Below are 21,568 nucleotides of genomic sequence, written 5' to 3' on the forward strand. Positions count from 1 at the left end.
TTTAAAATTAGTTTTATTAAACTAAATTTAAGAAAAACCTATAACAACATTACTTTTCTCAATAAATATTTTTCTGGCGAACACAATATTTATTTTTTTAAAATTATGGGTTATATCACTTGATGTATCACTAAAATCAAGAGTAAGCTAGAACTGTAAAAACTATGTAGTTTGTTTTTTTATGCTTTTGCCAAAGGTACGCATACCAGGTAGCTTTACTTTAAGACGTTGGTAACTATCATCTGATTTAAATGGTCTGGTTAAATATAATGCTGCGTTGACGGCATTCTCAACTTCCTGAATATTACTCCGATGAATCATGCCTATACCAAGCGTATTTTTATATTCAAACCGCTTTTTATAATTAGGAGTGTGTAAATTAAAGAAATATCCTAACCCTTCTGTAATATCTTGCCATTTCTCCCCCACTTTCATAGCCAAATACGTATCGCTATAACGCTCTGAGCCATCATAAACGAGTAATAGATGACAGTGAAAACTACCGTTTTCCTCTCCTTGTTCTAAGGACCAAGCATTTAAAAGCAAGTCTCCAAAACAAGTTTGTTTATTACCTATGAAATCCCGCAGTTTCTGCATGTGAGCATCGAAATCGTAAATAGTAATATGGTCACTAACTTCCTGAAAATACTTTAAGTCAACACGTACAAAAAGCAGTCTAGATCTTTTAATAAATAGTTTTCTTATACTGTTTTCAAGCTTATTGGAATTACTTATTCCTTGTGAGTACCACTTATTATAGTCATAATTAATATGGCTTTTATAAGATAACAGCAACCGAATAAAACTCTCAGTCAAACTATTATTCCATGAAACGTTGAATGGGTAGGAATCACCAACAATAGCATTGGTAGCACTTATAAATGCATTGATTGGTTGTGAGTACGCTAATTCATCATCTAAAATTGTCATAAATGGATAATACAGCCTATTCAATTCACTTTTAACATTCTTAAGCGAAATGCATTGATATATTATATTTCTAACGAGAATATCAACATCTGATATTATTTTGGAGTTATTGACCGAGTTATACATCGTGATTATCATCCTTATGAATTTGTATTCATAAGTTAATAAGACTTAGTAATTTTATAATTATAATTACTGAGAGCTACTCTCTCAGTTTAGAAAAACATATCTAGTGTGTGTGTTAATAATATATATACCCGATCTGTAACATGGTATTAAAGTAGACTATATCCTAAGCAGAGCTGAGTATTTAGCTAAATCCAATCCTAAGCTACCCTTTAGTATAAGGAAGTGGTTCGAATGGAGTTAGAGTCATAATGAAGGTAATTTGGCATAGAAATCCCCGTACAGTATCCATAACCTCAAGGTATAGCGATCATATCCTCTGACAATATTCTGACCAAAAATACAGTATATGATGACCATTTTTTGCGATATAATAGAGCTTGTTTATTGATTTTGACTACGCAGAACTAGGTAGATTTCGATCCTTATATATAGTCGGTTCAATATAGTTTAGATACAAGGAAGGCAAGCGAAAGTACTACCAATAGTAGACTAAGCGAGCCTGACACCGTATCTGATTTATATAAGATTGACTATACTCTAATCATGGATGTAATTTTTATTATGGAAGAACCTAAATTAAATAAAATTATCTCTAATAAAGAATACATAACAAGCAAAGTAAATCAACTAACGGCTCATGAATCATACTGGTGTTTATATTACTTAAATCAAATAAATCCGGTAGAAAAAGTTTTTCTAGTAAAGGATGATAGGAATTGCAAGAAAAAACTAATTACTGTTTTAGAGATAAGAAATTTCTCACCTACTAGAGTCGATAATTTGCTAGCTGAGATGTCTGCTATTATAATTCCACAGAGTCATATTAGCTGGCTTCATGGAAAAGATAGAGCAACATTATGGTTTATAATGGCATTAAGATCGTCTGATTATAGAATAAAATATATAACTACTCGTGAAGAGATAATGACAGCCAATCACGATATCATCTATTCAAAAAATATTTACTATCTCTCTAGAAAAATAATAAACCCTAAAGATTACCAATTAGAGTATACAGTTCATAAAAAAATAGCTGTGCTGAATACACTTAGAGATATGTTTATTCTAAGTAAAATTAGAGATAATGAACTTGAATGGTTAGATAGAAAAGATAGGAAACAAATTGATTGGGCGTATGAATATATGCTGAATAAGAGAAGTAAAGACAACACTTTAAATACTTATCTTGGTGCAAGTGATTATATTTATTTTGATATTGATGAAACCGCTAGTCGATACAATCATATCTTAGCTTCGTTTGATTACATGGCTTTTATTTTCCTTAACTCTACTACTATCTCTAGCCCCGTACCCTTAAATCACTATACCTTTGAAACAAGAACTAAATTTATAAGAACCATGAAAAATACATGGCAAAAACAAAAATCAAGATTAAAGACTCTAAAGGATATCGATTCTAATACTAAGCTCAATAAACCCACTACAAAAACTTCAAAAATAGCATATATCAATAAACATACATTAAAAGAACAATCATTTAAAGCTATCTCTACAGTTTATAATAAAAAAAATAACAATTGGCTTAGATACTATAAGAAACCTCATATTAGTCAGTTTGAAACTGAGCAAACTTTACAAGTACAAAACAATACTCCTGAGCATCTACTAGTCGATTGTGAGGGCAATGATATAATAAATGTAAACGTTCAGGTTAAGGCGTTAGACTTACCACCAGATATTGAAGACTCTGTTTGCACTGACAATGCCGAGCCAATCGTAAATGCTCAACAGAACCAATCTGATGATAAAACTGTGAGTTTGGATAACGTTGACGATACTGCTACTGAAAACTCAATTGGTGAGGAAATTAATCGTCATGAAGTTATGATTGCAACTACAAATATCTCCACAATGAAAGGTAATGATCTACTAACGAAACTACAGGCTACTGAAAGTAATCTAGCTTCAGATGAGAATCTTCACAACATTGATGATAAAATAGCTGATGGCGATCCTTTTTCGATAAACGCCAAGCTGATAAAGCAAAAGGTTGGAAGAGCATAAAAAAACCAATTAGTAACTCAGTAGTGATTGAAGCCATCAATTCTCTGTTACGAAATTACCATAAAACTGAAAAACGAATCTTAAGTATACTGACAAGTGTACTAAAATACATCTTTAAATATTTATCTATATATATCAAATGCTTAACCACGAATTACCGTTCCGGCTCCGGGTACCATTATATTAAAAGGCTTCCAAGCAATTGGAAGCCTTTTTCTTATTGTGCATTTTCTCTTATTAAACTAAATTTTTTCCACTATTTAGACAATTTACTAGTAATGAACTGCTAGCTTTACTGTTAAACGTCCTTCTCACGTTTAGGGTAATAAGCTATATCAATTGTATATAATCAATAGTTAGCCACATCCTATTATCCCATTCTGAAAAGGCAAACCTTGTGTCGTAATAAAAAATAGATAGAACGATCCTAACATGATAAAAAAAGCAGCCACTTTCATAGTACTTAACGGCCTATTGGTGACACTAGCCAACCAAAGCATTAATTTGGAATCCGTGAGCATAAATAAACACAGTGCCTGCATAAAGATAGTCTTTAATAACTGCTCATAGATAGTGGCTCCACAGGTTTTTTCAACAAATAGCAGAATCGATATATCGACGATGACTATAGTAAAAAAGGCATGTTTAACAGAGCTATTTAAATACGCATCTCCATTTTGTCGTTGGTAAACTTTGGGTCGCCTGGCTCTTTTCCTTTTTATATAACTTGTGGTAGGTTGAATAGTCATCGGATTGGTCGCGTTAAAATACCAAACGGTTTCCCACCTTCCTTTAGTCATGTCTGGCATGATGTCTTCTGCTTGAAAATGTTGCAACTCCTGACTGGCAGGTGACCACCAATATCCTGTCTGCGGACAAGGCTGATTTGCCTCACAACGTGAAGATTCCAGTACTACACTACTGCCACCACCGCTATCTGCGATACGTTCAACAAGCATCCAAGTAACAGGAGCTCTACCGACAGAGTGTGTCGTATCAGGATCATAACCGACATTAGCTTCATTCGCTAACATGCCATCTAATAGCACTTGAGCACTGGCATCTGCTCGATTTGGTACATAAATACCTGCGACAGGAACGACTTCATCTACCTCAACGCTATATTGTTGGTTTAGGCTGTAGATAGGCCATGATTCAGGCGCATTAAGTGCTCCTTTTGATTCAATGCTGTGATTTTCTATTAAACTATATAGATACCACCCAAAGTAACTGGTTATTTTCATATTAGAAGCACGTAAGCTTGCCTCTCTCCGCCATTTCTCATAATCCAGTTGTTGCTGCTTTGGCATCCAGTCGAAATCATAATCCGTACTGATAGCGCGAAAATCACTTTGTACATTACCGCCATATCTTATTGCCACTAGATCCCCTTTTAAAAGCTCTTGATAGCCAACATTGAGACTATCTAAAGTATCACGTAAATTCGGTAATACCCGCTCACCCCAAACGATATCAGGTTGTTGGTTTAAGGGGCGCGTACGGTAATCAAAGGGTAAATCGTTGACGAATAGCTCCAATGCATATTCAGCAGCTTCTAGCATATTCGCAAAGGCATCACGCATCTCTTTAAAGTAAACGGGTGAGCTGTAGCGTTCTAATAAGTAAATCTCTTGCGGTCTGATGATGTAGTTGTTCATTTTTAGCGGTTCTCGTACTGTTTAATTGATGTTGGCTGATAAATTTTTCTCTAAGCAATCACTAGCATCACATACAATATAGAGCCAATAAACCATGTCGCATTCACAGCAATACCTGAATACCATTTCAGCTTTACTGCTTGGTTTTGGTTTGCAAAGGCGGCTTGGCGCTCTGCGGTGACAGGCAGAATGTTATACGGATTGTTTTGACCATCCCACATGAGCCGTCGCTGCACTTCAGGGTGCAAGGCAGGATTGGCGCTTGATTGATAGATATTGCCCTCGGCAAGGTCTAAGTAGCTAACCGTACAGCACCTAATCCAGTCAACAGGACGAAACTCATGAGTAGGATTCTTATAATAAAACTCTTTGGAGGTTTGAGCGATATCAGCACAAGCAAATAATGACTGACTCATGTCCGTTGGGCACGCTTGGGCGTGCTCTGTGTTTAAAGGTAGTTCCTCTGCGGGACGCTCCATATAAGTGCGAATGAATGCCCATTGATCGTAGGGGTTGAGTCGCATGTCATCAAATTTAATTGAATGAATCATTTCATCTGTTGTTTTATCAATAATATGCAAGTTAAGAGACTCAAGATTCGTACCTTCATTACCTCTGACAGAGGCAATAATATCTTTATAATTAAGAAGATGGAAAACAGGTTCTTGCTTTCGATTGTGCTCGTAGTAGGCAATTTGTTGGGTTTTTTTTAGTAATAAGACTTTATTGTATCGAGATTTTTTAATAACCAGCTGCTTAAGTGTTAGGAAAGGGGCAGTAAAAAAAGTAATGAAAATGAAAATAAGACATATAGTTGCGTAGAAATAATAAATTGGTACTCCTTCTTCTATTATTGCATTGAACATAGCATATATTAAAAAGAAGAACTGACCAAACAACCATAATGATCCATAAGAAGCTAAAAGCCATACATTTTGAATAGAGTTAATCACTGGATGAAACAGTAAATAATCTGGGTTGACCTCATGGATAATATTACTTAATCTATCCACACTATTTTGCTTTTCTTTAAAATCAGGTATTTTACCTTCGTAAGGACGACTGATTATTTTGAATACTGGGGGCTTAGGTGGTAGAGGTATCATCATAATATAATTCAACTTAGCTACATGCTAATTTTTGCTAGCTATTATAAGCCACCACCGCCCATACAAATAAACCAACGTTAATGAGTATGATACACACCCATCTGACATTAACTTCCCAATTTCTACCGTCAAAAGCTAATTTGGCTTCATCAGTTATAAGCTGAATGGGGTATGGGTTGTTTTGACCGTTCCATGTCAAAAGCTTTTGCACGTCAGGATGTAAGATAGCTCGCTTGGTACATTGGTAATGATTAGCCTGAAATAGATTACCTAAAGCTATTATTGGGCCTATTATAAAGACCATGATCTGACCACCGCCAGAATGATCACTCGGCAGTATACCGTTTTTGCGAAAGACAATATCAGCGCAGGCAAACAATGATTTACTGGTGTCAGCTGGATAAGCTTGGCAGATTTCGTTGTCTATTGGCAGATCATCCGCTGGGCTTTCCATATAAGTGCGAATAAATGCCCATTGCACTCGCGGGTTGACTCGATAATCCTCAAGCTTTAAATGATGGGTAATGTCCCCTGTCTCAGGATCAGCGACGTAGAGATTGAGTGGTGTGTACGCTTGATTATATTTATCCAGATGCAAGTCTGGATGCACATCTTTATAGTCGACTATCTTAAGCGCATAAGGCTGTCTAAAATTCCATAATGGACGGTAATAATAAGCTATTTTCTGTTCTTTTTTTAAAAAGTAGTACTGGGTACGAATGAAGCGCTTTCTGATGAGTTGATAGAGAAATAAAATTAGTGGCGTACCAAATACAACAATCCATAAGAAGCTGAATACTATATCAAAAATACTAAATTCACCATCTATAAAGACAACCTCTCCAATATCTTGAAGAAAATAATTACCTAACCAAAATGAAGAAAAATAAACCCAGCCAACAGCAAAATAAAACACCCAGAAGTATGCGGGTAGGAAGGTTAAGTAATCAGGATTAACATCATGAATTTCTTTGTTAAGATGTTCAATCTCTTCAGTGCTCTTTAATAAGCTTTTGTCTATACTGGCGGTATAAGGACGGTCAATAGGATTGTGAAGCTTACTAAGGTGGGTAGCGAAATCATCGCGTAGTTGCATGTTATTATCCCTAATTACTTTTATCTAAGCAATCACATACAGTAATAAAAAGGTAGCCAATGATTTATTAAGACAACCACCCCAAACCAATCACATACCAGAGTTTATCGACCATGCTCGGATAGTCACCATGTGGTCTTGCCGCGCCTATCATGTCTATAATAAATGCACCGATAAACAGCATGATAATATTAGCAATAATAACACCTACACTGTAAACAATGGTCTTCCAAATAGGCTGGTTATTCTGTTCAAGGTTGCCCTCTGGTAGATGTTTGTTCAAATCATAAGGGTCATTAGGATCAATCTGACATTCCGCTTCAATAGCTTTGCTAAACTGATGGCGGTAGCTGGTCAGCATTGAGATCACACGGCCAACATAACGCAGAGCTAATAAAGGTAGAATAACTATTGTCACTGGGTAAAACCTAAAAGTTCGTTCAGGGTACTCCATGTTTTCGTGAGAGTAATGTACTACGTTCAATATCAAACGCTTAAATGACATCAGCGGGGTTTCACGTTTCTTATGTATGGGATAGATGTAACGTATGGCCTCTTTGACTTCTTTTAGTTGCTGATCGTCACCTTCCATATAACGACGGATAAACTCAAAATAACTGATTAAACTTTTATCAAAGACATTGTTTTGAAAGGCAAGTGCAAACATACCCGTAATGGTTTCGCCGTTTTTATCAAAGGTCACGGCTCTGATGTCTCTATCTTCATTGATATAGGCAATAAAAAAAGTTAAGTCATCCCAGTTATATACTTCTACTTTACGATTGTATTGACGGACATAGACCTTACGGGTTTTACGGTTGAAGCGGATAGGAGAATGCCGTGTGGTAAATAACTCGGTTGAGAGCACATTGATTAATGGAACAAAGAATAAGGTCATAGAAAAAGCGAGAATAAGACCAATACTGAGAGATACAATATCAAAATCTGTTGTGGATTTTACAATCAGATATAGGATACCATTGCTCACAGACACTCCAACAAATCCTAAAGACAGCCCCCATCCTACGGCATCGCCGCGACGTCTTTCATTACGCCCTGTGGTTTCAAGATAAGTCGAGTTAAACTGTACCACCGTTTGTTGAGGGTGCAATGGCACATCATAGGTTTTATATTTATCCAAAGGCACTGTCTCATGGATGCCTTTGACGTCTGCAAGCTTCTGCCCAACCGCTTGATATCACGGTGTCAAAAATGGCGGTTTCTTGGTTAATCGAAACCGCCCTTCCATGTCTACAAGATATGCACTCATTTTTAGTTGTCCTTAATGTCGTGGCAGTTTGAGCAGACTCTTATCAAGTACAAACCTCATTCCTGATCATTAATTGTGCTAAGCATCTTAAAAAGATTATGAGTGGCGTTAGCTTTTAAATTATTGTAATTCACAAGAACCAATTCATCCAAGTCCTCTGTCGTTGGCTCACTATCTACATTTATCAAACCTTGTATGCCAACATTAACTGACACATCGCTATGCTCTGATACAAACTGTATAAGTTGCTGTCTAAGCTGTTCTTGACGCTCGTTTCTGGTGATAATAAGTAGCTCACCACCTGAAACTTCTAATATAAGCTCATCACCTTCAACTCTTAAATCGCCAAAGTATCGATCTGTCCCTCCTTCATACTCACTGATCGGAATGTCATCAGGATTGGTTGCAAAGTTTTCAAAATATAGCTTGTTCTGCTCTTCTTCAAGCGCTTCGAGATACTCTAATCTCAACTCTTCTGCGGTCTTGGACGTATTATCAGCATAAGAAGTGTCAGCTGCCATAGCAAGTTGCGACTGACTAACTCCTATCGTAAATAGTAGGGACACACACAGCCACATTTTAAATAAGGTCTTTGGAATTGAATGATTTACCATATGTAAAACTCATTTATTATAAGTTGATTGATAAAATATTGATTAACTTAATCGTCTAACTGATTGGTCTCGTTGAAATACCAGATAGTTTGCCATTCAAGTCGCTTCATCTTTGGCATGATGTCGCCTGCTTTGAAGTGTTTGACATCTTTACTTGATGGTGACCACCAGTAGCCTGTGAATGGACAAGGTTTACCCGACTCACAACGTAAACGTTTTGGCTCGACATTATGGTTACCGCCGCCAGTATCCGCGATACGCTCAACCAACATCCAAGTGACTGGTGCATCACCAACCGCTTGCATGGTTTCAGGATCATAACCGACGTAAGCTTCATTTGCTAACATGCCATCCAATAACACTTGAGCACTGGCATCTGCTCTACTAGGTACATAAATACCTGCGACAGGGACGACTTCATCTAACTCAACGCTATATTTTGGATTAAGACGATAAATAGGCCACGATTCGGGTGGGTTAAGTGGTCCTCGCGATTCAGTAGTATAGCGTTCAATTAAACTACCAATTTTCCAGCCAAAATAACTGGTTATTTCTAAGTTAAAAGCGCGCGTGCTTGCCTCTCTCCGCCATTTTTCATAATCAAGTTGTTGCTGCTCAGGCATCCAATCGATATCATAATCCATACTGATAGCCCGAAAATCACTCTCAACATTACCGCCATATCTTATTGCCGCTAGATCCCCTTTTAAAAGCTCTTGATAGCCAACATTGAGACTATCTAAAGTATCACGTAAATTCGGTAATACCCGCTCACCCCAGACGATATCAGGTTGTCTATTGATAGGTCGTGTACGATAATCAAAGGGTAAATCGTTGACAAACAGTTCTAATGCGTATTCAGCAGCTTCTAACATAGTTGCAAAGGCATCGCGCATCTCTTTAAAGTATGAGGGTGAACTGTAGCGCTCTAGTAGGTAAATCTCTTGCGGTCTGATGATGTAGTTATTCATTGTTTACTCACTTATACCAGTTTTGTTTGAGGGTTGGCACGCCAACCATGTCTGTATTTTCTAGACCCTTTAGATCACTACCATAGCCCCACCCTGTTTTTCTGCGTAGTTTTACTCTGCTTTTAATTAATTGTGCTGGATCAAGTACAATTTGTTTGCCACCACCCTCCAACACATACATAGCACCGCGTCCATTAGCAGTTTGGATTTGACCTTTACTATTTTCAAGTATTTGACTGGCGGCTTTACCTTCCCAAACTTTCATACCACCTTTAGGGACAATGTACTGTACGACTTCTCCATTACTATTCCAGCTTGCCCATACTGCAAAACGTCTGCGCCAATCTTCTCGTTTTTTAAGTTTCAAATACTCCGAAGCTCGCATCCAACATATACTATTATCATTACTAGTAGGGTCAACAACGCGATATAAACTCGTCCCCTGTCCTAGTTCTACTGCCTTCATATCATGAAATGTGTTAAACTTTTTCCATAATGGTCCTTTACCTTTATCAGAAATATTGGGATAACCTTTAGGTATTTTGGGACATTCTTCTACTTTAGGATACTTAATTCTTCTGGTCACATCTACCCATTTGGGCGAACTGATTTTTATAAGTTGCACCTCACCGTCGGTATGGACTTTTCTAAAATTCGCGATGTTTGTCAGATTAGTAACTGCTTTATACCCACCTTCGGTATCTAAACGTATTGCTAGCCGTTCTAAAAAGTCTTGCACTGGCGCTAAGAACTCACCAAGGCGTCTGTTAGCCTTATTTCGTACATCTCCCACTATTTTAAGCATATCGCCTGCTTGTTTACCTATACCTTTGCTACCCCACTTTTGTACGAATTCAACGGTATCCTTTAAGTACCCAATTTGCTCATCAAGCATTGCTAAGATCTGCTTCTTAGTTACCATAGCTTTTACTTTGCGCAGCTCTTTAGCTGACCATCTGTATATGTTTCCAGACGCTTCTTTGCCAATTAGCTTTTTTACAGCAGGACGCCCTAAAAACTTACTAAGCTCTTTTATACCTTGTTCAATAGCAGGTTCAACTGTCTTATATATCAAGCTACCTGAAAATTTTCCAGCCTTGGACAAAGGACGCATCATAAAACGTCTTATAGGGGCAAATAATACTTTTAATATCCCTTTAATTAATGAGCCTAAAACTGGGAACAAACCAATTAATGTCAGAATTAAACTTACCCACGCCCAAGGATTGCTATCATCTTGATTGATTTTTCTACAATTAGCACAGATATCTCGAACATCACAGATCTGGTCTACAAATGGAATCATAGAGACAACAGTGCCAGTAGCAACTTGAGCAGTAGAAGGCTCTTCTGCAAAATCGCCTTGTATGACGACCCAGAGCCAATCAGCGATATCACTTGCCGTTTCTTTACCTTTTTGCAATGCTGTATTCACAGGTGCACTAAACCACGCAAGTGCATTTGAAAGTTTTTTTTCTGTTGATGATAAAAAGCTCATTTTTAAACCTTATTGTTTATTAAAACTTTTAGCAGCTTCTAAAACTTTCAGAAACGATTCAGGAGTAGAGTCTTCAATATCCTTTTCTTCATACTCAACACGGTTGGCTTTTTCGGGTACATTTTCATGATGTGCTTCACCTTTTCTATCGAGTCTTCCTTTAATAACTTGACCGCCATCAAAGAATATCTTGTAGCCCACATCTGGTAGACCTTCACCATCAACTCCTAAAAGTTTAAGACCAATCCAGTTTTCCATTTCTACAGATGCTAAATAAGGCAGTTCTGTTTTAACTCCACCCCCACTGCCCCAATCCACCTTACTCGCCTTATAGCCTACTTGACTTGGCGTAATAAATGTCACATTGCCACCTGATATTTCAATGCCGCTGCCCGCCGCTTTTAGGGTTAACGTATCAGGCGCGATAATCTCGATACTGTCTCGACTGTGGATACGTAGCGTCTGCTCACTATCAAGGCGCATCTCATTCTGATGGGCTTGTATGGTCACATCGCCATGAGCCGCTGTATGAGTCTGAGCTTTGTTGGAGTAGTAATGAATATCGCCTGCCACCAGCTGATTCATTTGCGTCTGACTGTGATGATGGGTGTTGTCTGTAGCGTGGCTATGCGTATTTTGGGTACTGGTATGCTGACTATTCTGTCCGCTTAATAGTGCGAGATGACGCTGAGAGTCGATCAGCATATTGGCTTGTTGCCATTGTCCTGATTCGCTAAGACTACTATCGTTGGTGTCTTTGCTAAACTCGGCAAATGGGGTTTGCGCATCTTCTTTACTGTTACTCTTATTATTGCTACTGCCCTCTAGTCCCACTGGCTGATGGGTGTCAGCCAGCTGAGCGTAAGCTTGTTGGTGTTGGTCAGCAGTTTGTAGTTTGCTGTGGCTGTCATGACTCATGTGAGGATTTGATGCTTGACTGCTACTAATATAGATACCTTTGCTACCTTGCACATTAGCGGCAGCTTGGGTCTCGATACTGATGCCTTGTCCACGGGCTTGCCCTCGGGTGTGGTCGGTATGCTGATACAGATGTCCGATGGTTAAGCTAGACTGGAAGCTGCTGCTATAGACGTTGATTTGTGGACTCTCAGGGTGGGCGTCAAACATCAGCTGGTTATAGCCATTAATAAGGCTGTCTTTGGTGGCGTCGCCTGTTCGACTGCTATCAATACTTTGAGTCTTGATACCGTCTATGGGATAAGCATGGCTTTGATTGATAAACCAAGCTGGACTGGTGGCGTCAATGCTACCTGAGTCACTGACGATGCTGTTGTGCTGAGCATCAGAATTACCTTGGCCGTTATGGGTGCTGCCAATGATGATGGGATGAGTAATGTCACCGCCGATGAAGTCGATGAGAACATGTTGCCCATGACGCAGAGGATGGGTCTGTCCCATGTGGTCGGCGACGAGGTAGCTGGCGATGGGTATCCAATGCGCGCTGTCGTCGCCTTCGCTTTGCCAGTGATATCTAATATGCGCACGGTAATTGCGGTCATGAGTGATAGCGCTGCTATCTGTATCAATAATACTGGAGCTCATCAGACCTGTCATACTCGGATGAGGTTGTCCAAGTGTAGCAAGCTGTTCCCCATAAGGAATATGGTGATGATGCGGAAACGGCAGGTAGCAGGCATTGATATGATGGACGTTGTCATCGTTGTCATCGTCATTATCATAGTTGGTATTTGACTGTAAGGTAATGGGATCAAAGGGTACTACCCCCAACCAATCTGCTGGAATATGATTATTAATATGCTGATGAAGAGACACCAGACTGATGGGATCGGTCAAATAAGGGTTGCCATCGATATGATGCGCGCTTGGCAGACTTAGATGACGGATATTACCAGTTAGGCTACCAAGGTTGGCACGCTGCTGTGCGTTCTGCTGGTAGCGAGTAGCAAGCTTATCGAGACCTTTATCATCAAAACGGCTATGACTGTGTAAAAAGCGCTGATGCGTGCTGTTTGATGAGTCGATCGGTTGCTCGCTACTGCTACTGCCGGTATAGGTACTCATCAAGCGACTGTCATAACGATGTAGATCGCTTTGCTGAGTATGCTGAGCAATACGCGGACGAATGGCAGTAATGCGGTCTTGTCTATCAGCAAGGTTGGCAGGGTTTTGACTTAAGGTGCTTTGAATGTCGTTTGTGTCTGGACGTAAGATTTCGCCATCACTAGGTAGTAAGACTAGAGTATGCTTGTCGCTCTCATGACGGTAATAACCTGTGACGCCATAGAGGGCAAGGTGTTGGTTCAAATAGGCCAGATCGGTTTGGTTGTATTGGACACTGTGCTGAATATGGTAATTGCTGTCATCACTGAGGCGCTCGTCAATCTCAACGTTTATATCGTATGGGCTGATAATATTGGTGATAAGCTCGCTTAAACTTGAATGATGATGACGGCGGTTATGGCTAGATAGGCGTAATTGGTTGAGGGCAGGTTCACAGATGATACGATAAGCTGCCATACCACTGTTACTACCGAGAGCAACGGCTTCGGTGATGATACCGTGACGGGTTTGGCTTAGCAGTAGCTTGTCGCCCGTATGCCAATGTATCGAGAGACTTTGCCCTAGCCATTGCTTTATATCCAGTCCTGCTCGTGGATGCAGTAGAGTAATGCTAATACGATAGCCACAATAGAGGGCTAGTTGGCGCTCTTGATAAGACTGCGCTCGTTGGTCGTGATGATACGGGCTTGGATAAGCGTCAGGCGTTGGCATAAGAGCGGGCTTACTCCAAACGCTGTCGGGCAATGGCATCCCGAGTAAGCTTTCAACCAAGTCAGCCTGTTGAATGAGACTGGTGGCAATATCAGGATGGGCACTACTCAGTTGCACATGCCGCTTTGTTTGGGTCCATACCATGATAAGCCCTTTTTTATCAGTCCAAAGGTGGAAAATTTAATATTGCAAGATTATAAATTGCGTGCAGATTGCCTGTTAACCAAGTATGCATTTGTCGTTGATTCAATTAATAACCATCGTCAGATGAATCACGTTTGGGCTGAATGCCAATCATGTCAGATAGCGTCGCCAGCTGGTCTTCGTTTTTGATGATATGAGTCAACCATTGGTCGAGCGGCATATCTGCCCAGTCAATAGCACGGCCAAGTAAAAACGTCACCGGACTGTGCGGCTCATTGGTCGCAAAATAATCTTGAATTTGACCTAATAATTTAAGCGCTTGCTGACGATTGCTTTGATGATCACGGTTGCTAGGATTAAAACTGGTTGAGCTAATATTCTTTGTGCTAGCTGATTGTCCATTACTATCTGATATCGTACTTTCATTGTCAGTCATACCGTCCATAGTATCTGCTACGCTTTCTTGAGCAGAAACACTACTAGTGGTATCGGAATATTCTGGTATCAACGGTCGCAAATGTTGGGTCAGGGCAACCAATAAATCCGTGACTGGTGCGAAGACTGGCGCATCCATACCCATCAAATCATTGAGCTGATCAGTCAGCGCCTGCCACTGCTCAGTAACTTTTTTAAGATTGCTCATCAGTGCTTGTTGCCAAGTCTCACTGCTGGTCTTGATAGCGTGGTTATAATCACTTAGCGTTAATTGATTGGACGATTCGTTATCGGGATTTTGCTGACGCTGCTTGTCATGATCACGAGCGGTTAGATAATAGTTATAGTTATATTTTTCTGTCTTTGTGTCAGAAAGCGATAGCTGCTTGATATCATCAGTGAGCGCCTTGACGAACCATGACAGCAGCCCTGCCCTGATATCCATGCTGTCTTCCTCGCCATCTAGCGGCGGGTACATCGTCAGCCAATACTCGTCATTGAGTGCCTGCAATAGACTTAAACCCTGACTGATACCTGCTAAATAATCGGTATGACTCAAGGCATCGACATACCAAAGTGCCAGCTTCATATCTTTACTGGTATGAATCAACAAATCTGCACACTGATCCTTCACAAAGTCCCAATCAGCCACTTTTAGCTCAGTGACCCAATTGCCTTGTGCCAGTAATGGGTCATCTTCTTGACGAGCGGCCACGATGGCATCGATACGTGGATCAAATATCAGGTCCTCGCCGACCCCATGACGACTGCCATTAATTGGCGCAATCAGGGTGTCAATATTGGTTGCTAAAGAGTGATCAGTGTTCATTATAGTGACTCCTCTTTAATAGACTTTTTAATAGGTTTTTTACTGGCTGTTTTTTTCACTGTCGACTTTTTAACATCAGGCTTTTTAATGGCAGACTTTTTAGCTGAAAGGGGTTTGCTCGGTGGTTCCTTAACTTGATCCTCAACTTGATCCTCAGTTTCATCTTCGCTGTGTTGTGCCATTTGATTGAGCGCCACAACAGCATCAGTATCCAGACGATAAGCAAAATTATCGTCCTCATCAACGAATACGGTAATTTTCTTTAACACACTTTGACTGTCATCATGAGCCAGTAGCTGACCTGCCAGCTGCGGCAGCAAGGTATGGCTGATAATCGCATCGGCGTTACGTGCACCAGAATCGACCTCATGACAACGCGATAAAATCAGCTCAATCACCTCATCATCAATAACACAAGGCACATCATAATTATCATGAATACGGCCAGTGATTTTATCCAGCTTAAGACGAATAATTTCTGCGAGCGCATCATCCGTTAATGGATAATAAGGAATGACCGTTAAGCGACCCAAAAACGCGGGTTTAAAGGCTTTATACAAATGCGGATTAATGACTTGTTTTAGGCTATCACTGTCTGGCAGGCTAAAGTCAGTAACACTCGGATCTGTATTGATACATGCCTGCATAATCGCAGACGAACCAACATTACTGGTCAATAAAATAAGCGTGTTTTTGAAATCAATTAAACGCCCTTCGCTGTCTTCCATCACCCCTTTATCAAAGACCTGATAAAACAAATCCAATACGTCTGGATGGGCTTTTTCTACTTCATCAAGTAAGAGTACGCTATAAGGACGACGGCGAATCGCTTCGGTTAATACACCACCTTCACCATAGCCAACATAACCTGGAGGCGAGCCTTTTAACGAGGCAACGCTATGGGCTTCTTGATACTCTGACAGGTTAATCGTAATAAGATTGCGCTCACCACCGTACAACACCTCTGATAGTGCTAGTGCCGTTTGTGTCTTACCCACACCACTTGGCCCAACGAGCATAAACACCCCTTGCGGACGATTGGGATCATCTAAACGTGCTTTTGCCGTGTGAATACGCTTGACGATAGCCGCCACCGAGTGATCTTGACCAATGACTCGCGATTGCAAAGTATCCGCCAAACCCAAGATATGGTCTTTTTCATTGCCTGCCATATCGTTCAGTGGAATCCCTGTCCAATCTGAGATAATCTGCTTAATAACCTGTCGATCTAATACCGCATGAATCAGGCGCTGCGTCTCTTGTATCTGTTTTAGCGACTGCTCAATACTTTGATACTCAGCTTGTTTGTCTAAGCGCTCTTTTGCACTAAGCGTATTTGTATTAAAGGCATTATCTGCCTTGCCACTTAATTGTTTATTGAGCGCGTCAAGCTGGTCGTTAAGCTGACGCTGTTCGTGCCAGCGGTTGGTCATATCAGCAATGCTTTGCTGATTGGCTTGTCGCTGCTCATCAAGTACCGCAATTTTTTGGCTGACTTTCTCTTTTTCATCCACACCGCCGATACGCTCGAGCTGCTGACTGAGATTATTGATATGTTGCTCTAACTGCAAGCCTTTGGCTTTTAATCTGTCAAGTTGATTGGGTATGGCGGTCTTAGATAAGCTCACCCGTGCCGCCGCCGTGTCTAATACGCTAACGGCCTTATCAGGCAGTTGCCTGTCGCTGATATAACGTGCGGATAGCTCAACCGCCGCTTGTAGCGCATCGTCATCGATTAATATGCCAAAATGATCCTGCATCTTGGCACTCAACCCACGAATCATCGCTACTGCTGTCTCGATATCAGGCTCATCGACTTTGACCACTTGGAAACGGCGTGACAACGCTGCATCTTTTTCGAAGTATTTCTTATATTCTGACCACGTCGTCGCCGCAATGGTTCTAAGCTCACCACGTGCTAGCGCAGGCTTGAGTAAATTAGCCGCATCGTTTTGACCCGCTTGCCCACCAGCACCAATCAAAGTATGCGCTTCATCAATGAATAATATAATAGGCTGTAGCGAGGCTTGTACTTCTTCGATGACTTGCTTGAGACGGTTTTCAAATTCCCCTTTGACGCTTGCCCCTGCTTGTAGCAGCCCCATATCGAGACTGCGTATCGTCACGTCTTTGAGCTGATCCGGCACTTGACCTGCAACTATCTTTTGCGCCAGTCCCTCAACCACTGCTGTTTTACCTACCCCTGCCTCTCCAGTCAAAATAGGGTTATTTTGGCGACGACGAATCAAAATATCGATCAGTTGATGAATCTCAAATTCACGCCCTATCACTGGATCTATTTGCTCTGCACTGGCTTTAGCAGTCAAATCATAAGTATATTTATCCAACGCAGGGGTTGGCTTAGCTTCAGTTTGCTTAGTGTCTAAAGATTCTTGATTGTTAGTATCATCGTCTGCACTATTCGCACCATCATCAGCACCCTTATTGACGCCTTTATTACTGCTTGATCCACTGCCCTCAGTACTACCGAGACATTGACGCTCATAATCATCTTTGAGCGTGAAGCGATCAATATACTGTAGCTGTTCAGGAAGGGTTTTGAGTAGCGACTGATAACGCTCATATGCCAATAGCACGAGCAATATATGACCAGAGCGGATCTCTAAGGCGTTATTATTATCAATACTCTGACCATGTTGGCTGCTTGCCAGCTCCCATGCATCCTCTAACAACGCCATCAAATCCTGACTAAAAACAGGGGTCGAGCCTGTTGCTTGACCAAAGGTATTAAGCAAATCGGTTATGTCAGCTAGCAATGATTGCTGATTAATTTTATTCACTTTTAAAATTTGAGCCACATCATTGTGCGGCGTGGCAATCAGTTCATGTAGCAGATGAACCGTATCAACTTCGCGATGCCCGTTATTGATACAAAGCCTAGCTGCCTGCTGCAAACACTGTCGACAGCTTGGGCTTAAGCGGGTAATTACAGCTTTTAACTGGCTCATAAATCTTTTCCTTTAGCATTCTTATTAGACTTAATACCAAACCCAAAAAGTAAGATTAGCTGTGTCAAACTCGCTTAGCCTACAAGGCGTAGTACTTTCACTCGTTTTCCTTGCCACTCTAATTTTTGTGAATGGTATAACATTATTTTTATTAAACTGGTTTATTAAACGGATGCATCAAAATTAGAGTGACTATTGAGCGTTATTAGTAAACAAGCAATTTATCTATTAGCGATAAAAGCTTTACTGAATAGGCAACGCATAGCGGGTGTCATCATGATGCTGAGTCGCAGGCTTCGATACCAAAAAGCCGCCGCGTCCTAAACCACCAAAGCCATCCTCAGATAACGACAAAGGGCTAATATATTGCTTATCTAATTCCAGCTGCATCTCGACCGCCAAGCTCACACCGCACCATTTACGAATAAAATCGATAATGACGCGATACATATCCCCTGCAGGCAACAGTCTTAAATAGCGTTTGGCATCCAACTGATGAAAGACGATTCTAATTTTGCTATCGAACTGTACAGCCCGCGCGCCACAAAACGCTGACACCCCAAGTGCCGCATGCTGACCACCGAGTGCGGTCTGCTCGCTAGCGGGCAGATCAAACCACTCAGGCACGAATTGCTCGACACTGACGGTGCTATCTAAAAAATGCGACAGTACATGTGACAACTGATCGGCTGTCAGGCGTCCTGGGGCGATCATGCCAGCATAAGCAATCAAGCTATCGATGGCGGTTAGCTTCTTCGGCTGACGCGCCAATGCCCGCAAGCTCAGTAGATAGTTGTCTTTTTTATTATTTATCTCATACTGTAATGGCAAGTTATAAAACCAACTCGCTTGCACGTACAAATCCGTCAATCGATGGTTAAATAAATCTAAAAAAGCGGGTGCCGCTTTATCTTTTGCATGATTGACTCGCGAGGCTAGATGGTCGGTATACATCGCTGGCAAGGCTGACAACGGGCCAGTCAATCCGATAACTGCAGGGCAAACCTCTATCCGCGTAATTTTTAATGAACTAGCCTTTAATGAACTAGCCTTTAATGAATTAGCCTTTACTTGACCATCCTTTAATGAGCTGCCACTGTCTTCCATATTGTCCTGAGCAATGAGCGCCATCGACTCAATTTCAGCTTGCGGATAGGCCAATGACAACGAGGCACGGTAACGTACCTCAATAGGTGCATACCCCATACTGACTTCATGCCGAACCAAACGGAGCGCTTGCAATAGCTCATAAGATTGCGGCGCCGCCATTAGATCCGTTAAATAAGAGGACTGAGACCGCTGCGTGGCTGACATCTGTATATCTCCTCTTTAGTAACAGCATCACTAATGGATACTTCAACAAAGCTATTTAAGCTGGCGTGATAGCCAAACACATGCGCCAATAAATGGGCAAACTGGCGGATACTCACTCCAGCAAAATTCTTTTGGTTGATTTGAATATTGATCAGTGTACCGCGCACAAACCCAGGCTGTGGCAAACGCTGAATACGTCGAGCTTCGATACTGGTTTCGACAGACACAATACCTTCGACCAACAGTTTGTTAGAAGCAGACTGGGTAATGTCATATAGCGATAAATACTCTTTCATCAGCTCCGCATCTTGGGCGGCAAGCGATAAAAAATTCAGACTAATCAGCGATATCAAGCGCCAACGTTCCTCACCGGTATAGTCGAAGCGTGCCGTTCTAGTCGGCTGCTTTAGCAACGATAAGCTGCTAAAGCCAGTCATCCCTTCGCTAAACAAATCGCCACGGCTTTGACCGAATACTACTTGAGCCGGCAAATCTCTATTGGTACACAGCAAAGACGCACTCATACTGACCGCGCCTGATAAATCCTCGCGGTTTTTTTCTACAAACATAATCTGATATTCAAAACCCTGCTTGAACTCAGCCATATCCTTATCACGTTTAATGTGATAATAACGACCTTCATCTTGCTGCTCATAGTGATTGAGCGCATAAAACGGATGGTATTCACGTTGTATCAAACGATTGTCACTTTGCTTCGACTCTATGACTTTTTTAACCTCATAGATTTCGTGCTGAAAAAGCGCACGAGTATCGGGCACCAAATCATAATAGACAGAACGATGCGTTACCTGAATAGGCTTAGCAGCGGCTTTGAATAGATTGACAACTGGGGTGCAAAACAACTTAATACTACTGGTACTTAACTGCTGCAGGTTTTTTAGACGAATGGTATTTTTTTTATCAAACTTAAAGTAGCAACGAATCTCAAAGCCATTACTGTCAATTTTTAAGTTTGGACAAGCTCGGCCAAGATTCAGGCGTAAAAAGTTGAATTTTTCAGGGAAATAAAAATATTCTTTCAATAAAGCAGAAGCGGCATTACTCACTCGGTGACTGGGAAGAATCTGCTGTTCATGGTCAAAGCCTATAATCTCAAACGGACTGCCCGTTATCTTATTAACCTTCCTACCATGCAGATGCGTTTGCTTCACATCACACCATAATAAATCCCATAAACTCGTGCCTTGACTGGCATCTTCGTCTATATATAAGTCTAGTGAATGATTTAATAATGCCTGATAATCAAAGCTTGGATTTAATGCTTTGAACTTGATACTGATACAGCCATTCAGCAGACCATGCTGATTGTCGTATACTTCCTGACGCGTCTCAAAGCTAACGCTATCTATTTCTAGTGGTAGCAATGTCACGTCTTGAGTGGACTGAAATTGGCAAGGCGTACCGTTTATTTTTTGAGTCGCAAACGTGCTTTGCTTGGGTGCGACGACAACTTCACTCATCGCATTGCCTTGCACGCCCAAATTGAATTGTGCGATAGAGACTGATGGGAAAGGTTTGAGATAATCAGGATAAACGACTTCTAATAGCGACTCAGTAAAATCAGCGTATGAATCGTCCAATTTTTTATTGATACGCGCACTGATGAGCGAAAACGCCTGAATCAGGCGCTCAATATGCGGATCATCGACGGTATCGTGCCCCATCAACAACCGATTGGCTATTTTGGGATATTTTTTGGCAAACTCTTTTGACTGTTTATTAAACAGGCTAAGCTCATGCTCAAAGTAAGGAAGTAAACTGTCCATGACGCCTCAATATATTGATCGCTGCTAACTGTATAA

14 protein-coding genes are annotated in these 21,568 nt (G+C 40.9%); 1 reads left to right on the forward strand and 13 read right to left on the reverse strand.

Annotation, left to right across the window (positions count from 1 at the left end; genetic code table 11):
• Positions 1 to 162: 162 nt before the first annotated feature.
• On the reverse strand, positions 163 to 930 hold the full coding sequence (locus tag JMW94_RS07320; RefSeq protein WP_227685447.1) for an inovirus-type Gp2 protein: 768 nt from the start codon (positions 928 to 930) through the stop codon (positions 163 to 165).
• Positions 931 to 1,620: 690 nt separating this feature from the next.
• Between JMW94_RS07320 and JMW94_RS07325 the strand changes: the two genes are divergently transcribed.
• Positions 1,621 to 3,084 (forward strand): hypothetical protein, encoded by a 1,464-nt coding sequence (locus tag JMW94_RS07325; protein WP_201603654.1) that lies wholly within the window; start codon positions 1,621 to 1,623, stop codon positions 3,082 to 3,084.
• Between the two features lie 356 nt (positions 3,085 to 3,440).
• Here JMW94_RS07325 and JMW94_RS07330 read toward each other — a convergent pair whose 3' ends face one another.
• The 12 genes from JMW94_RS07330 to tssF all read right to left on the reverse strand — a co-directional run bounded on the left by JMW94_RS07330 (position 3,441) and on the right by tssF (position 21,532).
• Positions 3,441 to 4,742, reverse strand: a complete 1,302-nt coding sequence (locus JMW94_RS07330) for a hypothetical protein (RefSeq protein ID WP_201603656.1) — start codon at positions 4,740 to 4,742, stop codon at positions 3,441 to 3,443.
• Between the two features lie 50 nt (positions 4,743 to 4,792).
• The gene (locus tag JMW94_RS07335) at positions 4,793 to 5,851 is read right to left on the reverse strand and encodes a hypothetical protein (RefSeq protein WP_201603659.1); all 1,059 of its coding nucleotides are present in this window, start codon (positions 5,849 to 5,851) and stop codon (positions 4,793 to 4,795) included.
• Between the two features lie 34 nt (positions 5,852 to 5,885).
• A complete protein-coding gene (locus JMW94_RS07340) occupies positions 5,886 to 6,947 on the reverse strand; it encodes a hypothetical protein (protein ID WP_201603661.1) in 1,062 nt (353 codons plus the stop codon).
• A 67-nt stretch (positions 6,948 to 7,014) separates the two neighbouring features.
• Positions 7,015 to 8,088 carry a DUF6708 domain-containing protein gene (locus JMW94_RS07345; protein ID WP_201603663.1) on the reverse strand — a complete coding sequence of 358 codons (1,074 nt, stop codon included), beginning with the start codon at positions 8,086 to 8,088 and terminating at the stop codon, positions 7,015 to 7,017.
• A 185-nt stretch (positions 8,089 to 8,273) separates the two neighbouring features.
• Positions 8,274 to 8,831 (reverse strand): hypothetical protein, encoded by a 558-nt coding sequence (locus tag JMW94_RS07350; protein WP_201603665.1) that lies wholly within the window; start codon positions 8,829 to 8,831, stop codon positions 8,274 to 8,276.
• A gap of 47 nt (positions 8,832 to 8,878) precedes the next feature.
• Positions 8,879 to 9,802 carry a hypothetical protein gene (locus JMW94_RS07355; protein WP_201603667.1) on the reverse strand — a complete coding sequence of 308 codons (924 nt, stop codon included), beginning with the start codon at positions 9,800 to 9,802 and terminating at the stop codon, positions 8,879 to 8,881.
• Between the two features lie 7 nt (positions 9,803 to 9,809).
• The gene (locus tag JMW94_RS07360) at positions 9,810 to 11,300 is read right to left on the reverse strand and encodes a hypothetical protein (protein ID WP_201603669.1); all 1,491 of its coding nucleotides are present in this window, start codon (positions 11,298 to 11,300) and stop codon (positions 9,810 to 9,812) included.
• A gap of 9 nt (positions 11,301 to 11,309) precedes the next feature.
• The gene (locus tag JMW94_RS07365) at positions 11,310 to 14,198 is read right to left on the reverse strand and encodes a contractile injection system protein, VgrG/Pvc8 family (RefSeq protein ID WP_201603671.1); all 2,889 of its coding nucleotides are present in this window, start codon (positions 14,196 to 14,198) and stop codon (positions 11,310 to 11,312) included.
• A gap of 106 nt (positions 14,199 to 14,304) precedes the next feature.
• Positions 14,305 to 15,462 (reverse strand): type VI secretion system protein TssA, encoded by a 1,158-nt coding sequence (gene tssA, locus JMW94_RS07370; RefSeq protein ID WP_201603679.1) that lies wholly within the window; start codon positions 15,460 to 15,462, stop codon positions 14,305 to 14,307.
• Positions 15,462 to 18,431 (reverse strand): type VI secretion system ATPase TssH, encoded by a 2,970-nt coding sequence (gene tssH / locus JMW94_RS07375; protein WP_201603681.1) that lies wholly within the window; start codon positions 18,429 to 18,431, stop codon positions 15,462 to 15,464. The genes tssA and tssH overlap by 1 nt, the downstream gene beginning before the upstream one ends.
• Before the next feature lie 243 nt (positions 18,432 to 18,674).
• Positions 18,675 to 19,745, reverse strand: a complete 1,071-nt coding sequence (tssG, locus tag JMW94_RS07380) for a type VI secretion system baseplate subunit TssG (RefSeq protein WP_201603683.1) — start codon at positions 19,743 to 19,745, stop codon at positions 18,675 to 18,677.
• Entirely contained in the window at positions 19,709 to 21,532 is a 1,824-nt protein-coding gene (gene tssF / locus JMW94_RS07385) for a type VI secretion system baseplate subunit TssF (protein ID WP_201603691.1), read from the reverse strand. The genes tssG and tssF overlap by 37 nt, the downstream gene beginning before the upstream one ends.
• Positions 21,533 to 21,568: the final 36 nt, after the last annotated feature.

The organism is Psychrobacter immobilis, assembly GCF_904846185.1.
In the GTDB taxonomy this organism is placed as follows: domain Bacteria; phylum Pseudomonadota; class Gammaproteobacteria; order Pseudomonadales; family Moraxellaceae; genus Psychrobacter; species Psychrobacter immobilis_B.

What these genes read in the sequence shown, in the direction of transcription:
- JMW94_RS07320 (WP_227685447.1), bottom strand. Translation starts at nt 930, where the DNA reads ATGACAATTTTAGATGATGAATTAGCGTACTCACAACCAATCAATGCA.
- JMW94_RS07325 (WP_201603654.1), top strand. Translation starts at nt 1,621, where the DNA reads ATGGAAGAACCTAAATTAAATAAAATTATCTCTAATAAAGAATACATA.
- JMW94_RS07330 (WP_201603656.1), bottom strand. Translation starts at nt 4,742, where the DNA reads ATGAACAACTACATCATCAGACCGCAAGAGATTTACTTATTAGAACGC.
- JMW94_RS07335 (WP_201603659.1), bottom strand. Translation starts at nt 5,851, where the DNA reads ATGATGATACCTCTACCACCTAAGCCCCCAGTATTCAAAATAATCAGT.
- JMW94_RS07340 (WP_201603661.1), bottom strand. Translation starts at nt 6,947, where the DNA reads ATGCAACTACGCGATGATTTCGCTACCCACCTTAGTAAGCTTCACAAT.
- JMW94_RS07350 (WP_201603665.1), bottom strand. Translation starts at nt 8,831, where the DNA reads ATGGTAAATCATTCAATTCCAAAGACCTTATTTAAAATGTGGCTGTGT.
- JMW94_RS07355 (WP_201603667.1), bottom strand. Translation starts at nt 9,802, where the DNA reads ATGAATAACTACATCATCAGACCGCAAGAGATTTACCTACTAGAGCGC.
- JMW94_RS07360 (WP_201603669.1), bottom strand. Translation starts at nt 11,300, where the DNA reads ATGAGCTTTTTATCATCAACAGAAAAAAAACTTTCAAATGCACTTGCG.
- JMW94_RS07365 (WP_201603671.1), bottom strand. Translation starts at nt 14,198, where the DNA reads ATGGTATGGACCCAAACAAAGCGGCATGTGCAACTGAGTAGTGCCCAT.
- tssA (WP_201603679.1), bottom strand. Translation starts at nt 15,462, where the DNA reads ATGAACACTGATCACTCTTTAGCAACCAATATTGACACCCTGATTGCG.
- tssH (WP_201603681.1), bottom strand. Translation starts at nt 18,431, where the DNA reads ATGAGCCAGTTAAAAGCTGTAATTACCCGCTTAAGCCCAAGCTGTCGA.
- tssG (WP_201603683.1), bottom strand. Translation starts at nt 19,745, where the DNA reads ATGTCAGCCACGCAGCGGTCTCAGTCCTCTTATTTAACGGATCTAATG.
- tssF (WP_201603691.1), bottom strand. Translation starts at nt 21,532, where the DNA reads ATGGACAGTTTACTTCCTTACTTTGAGCATGAGCTTAGCCTGTTTAAT.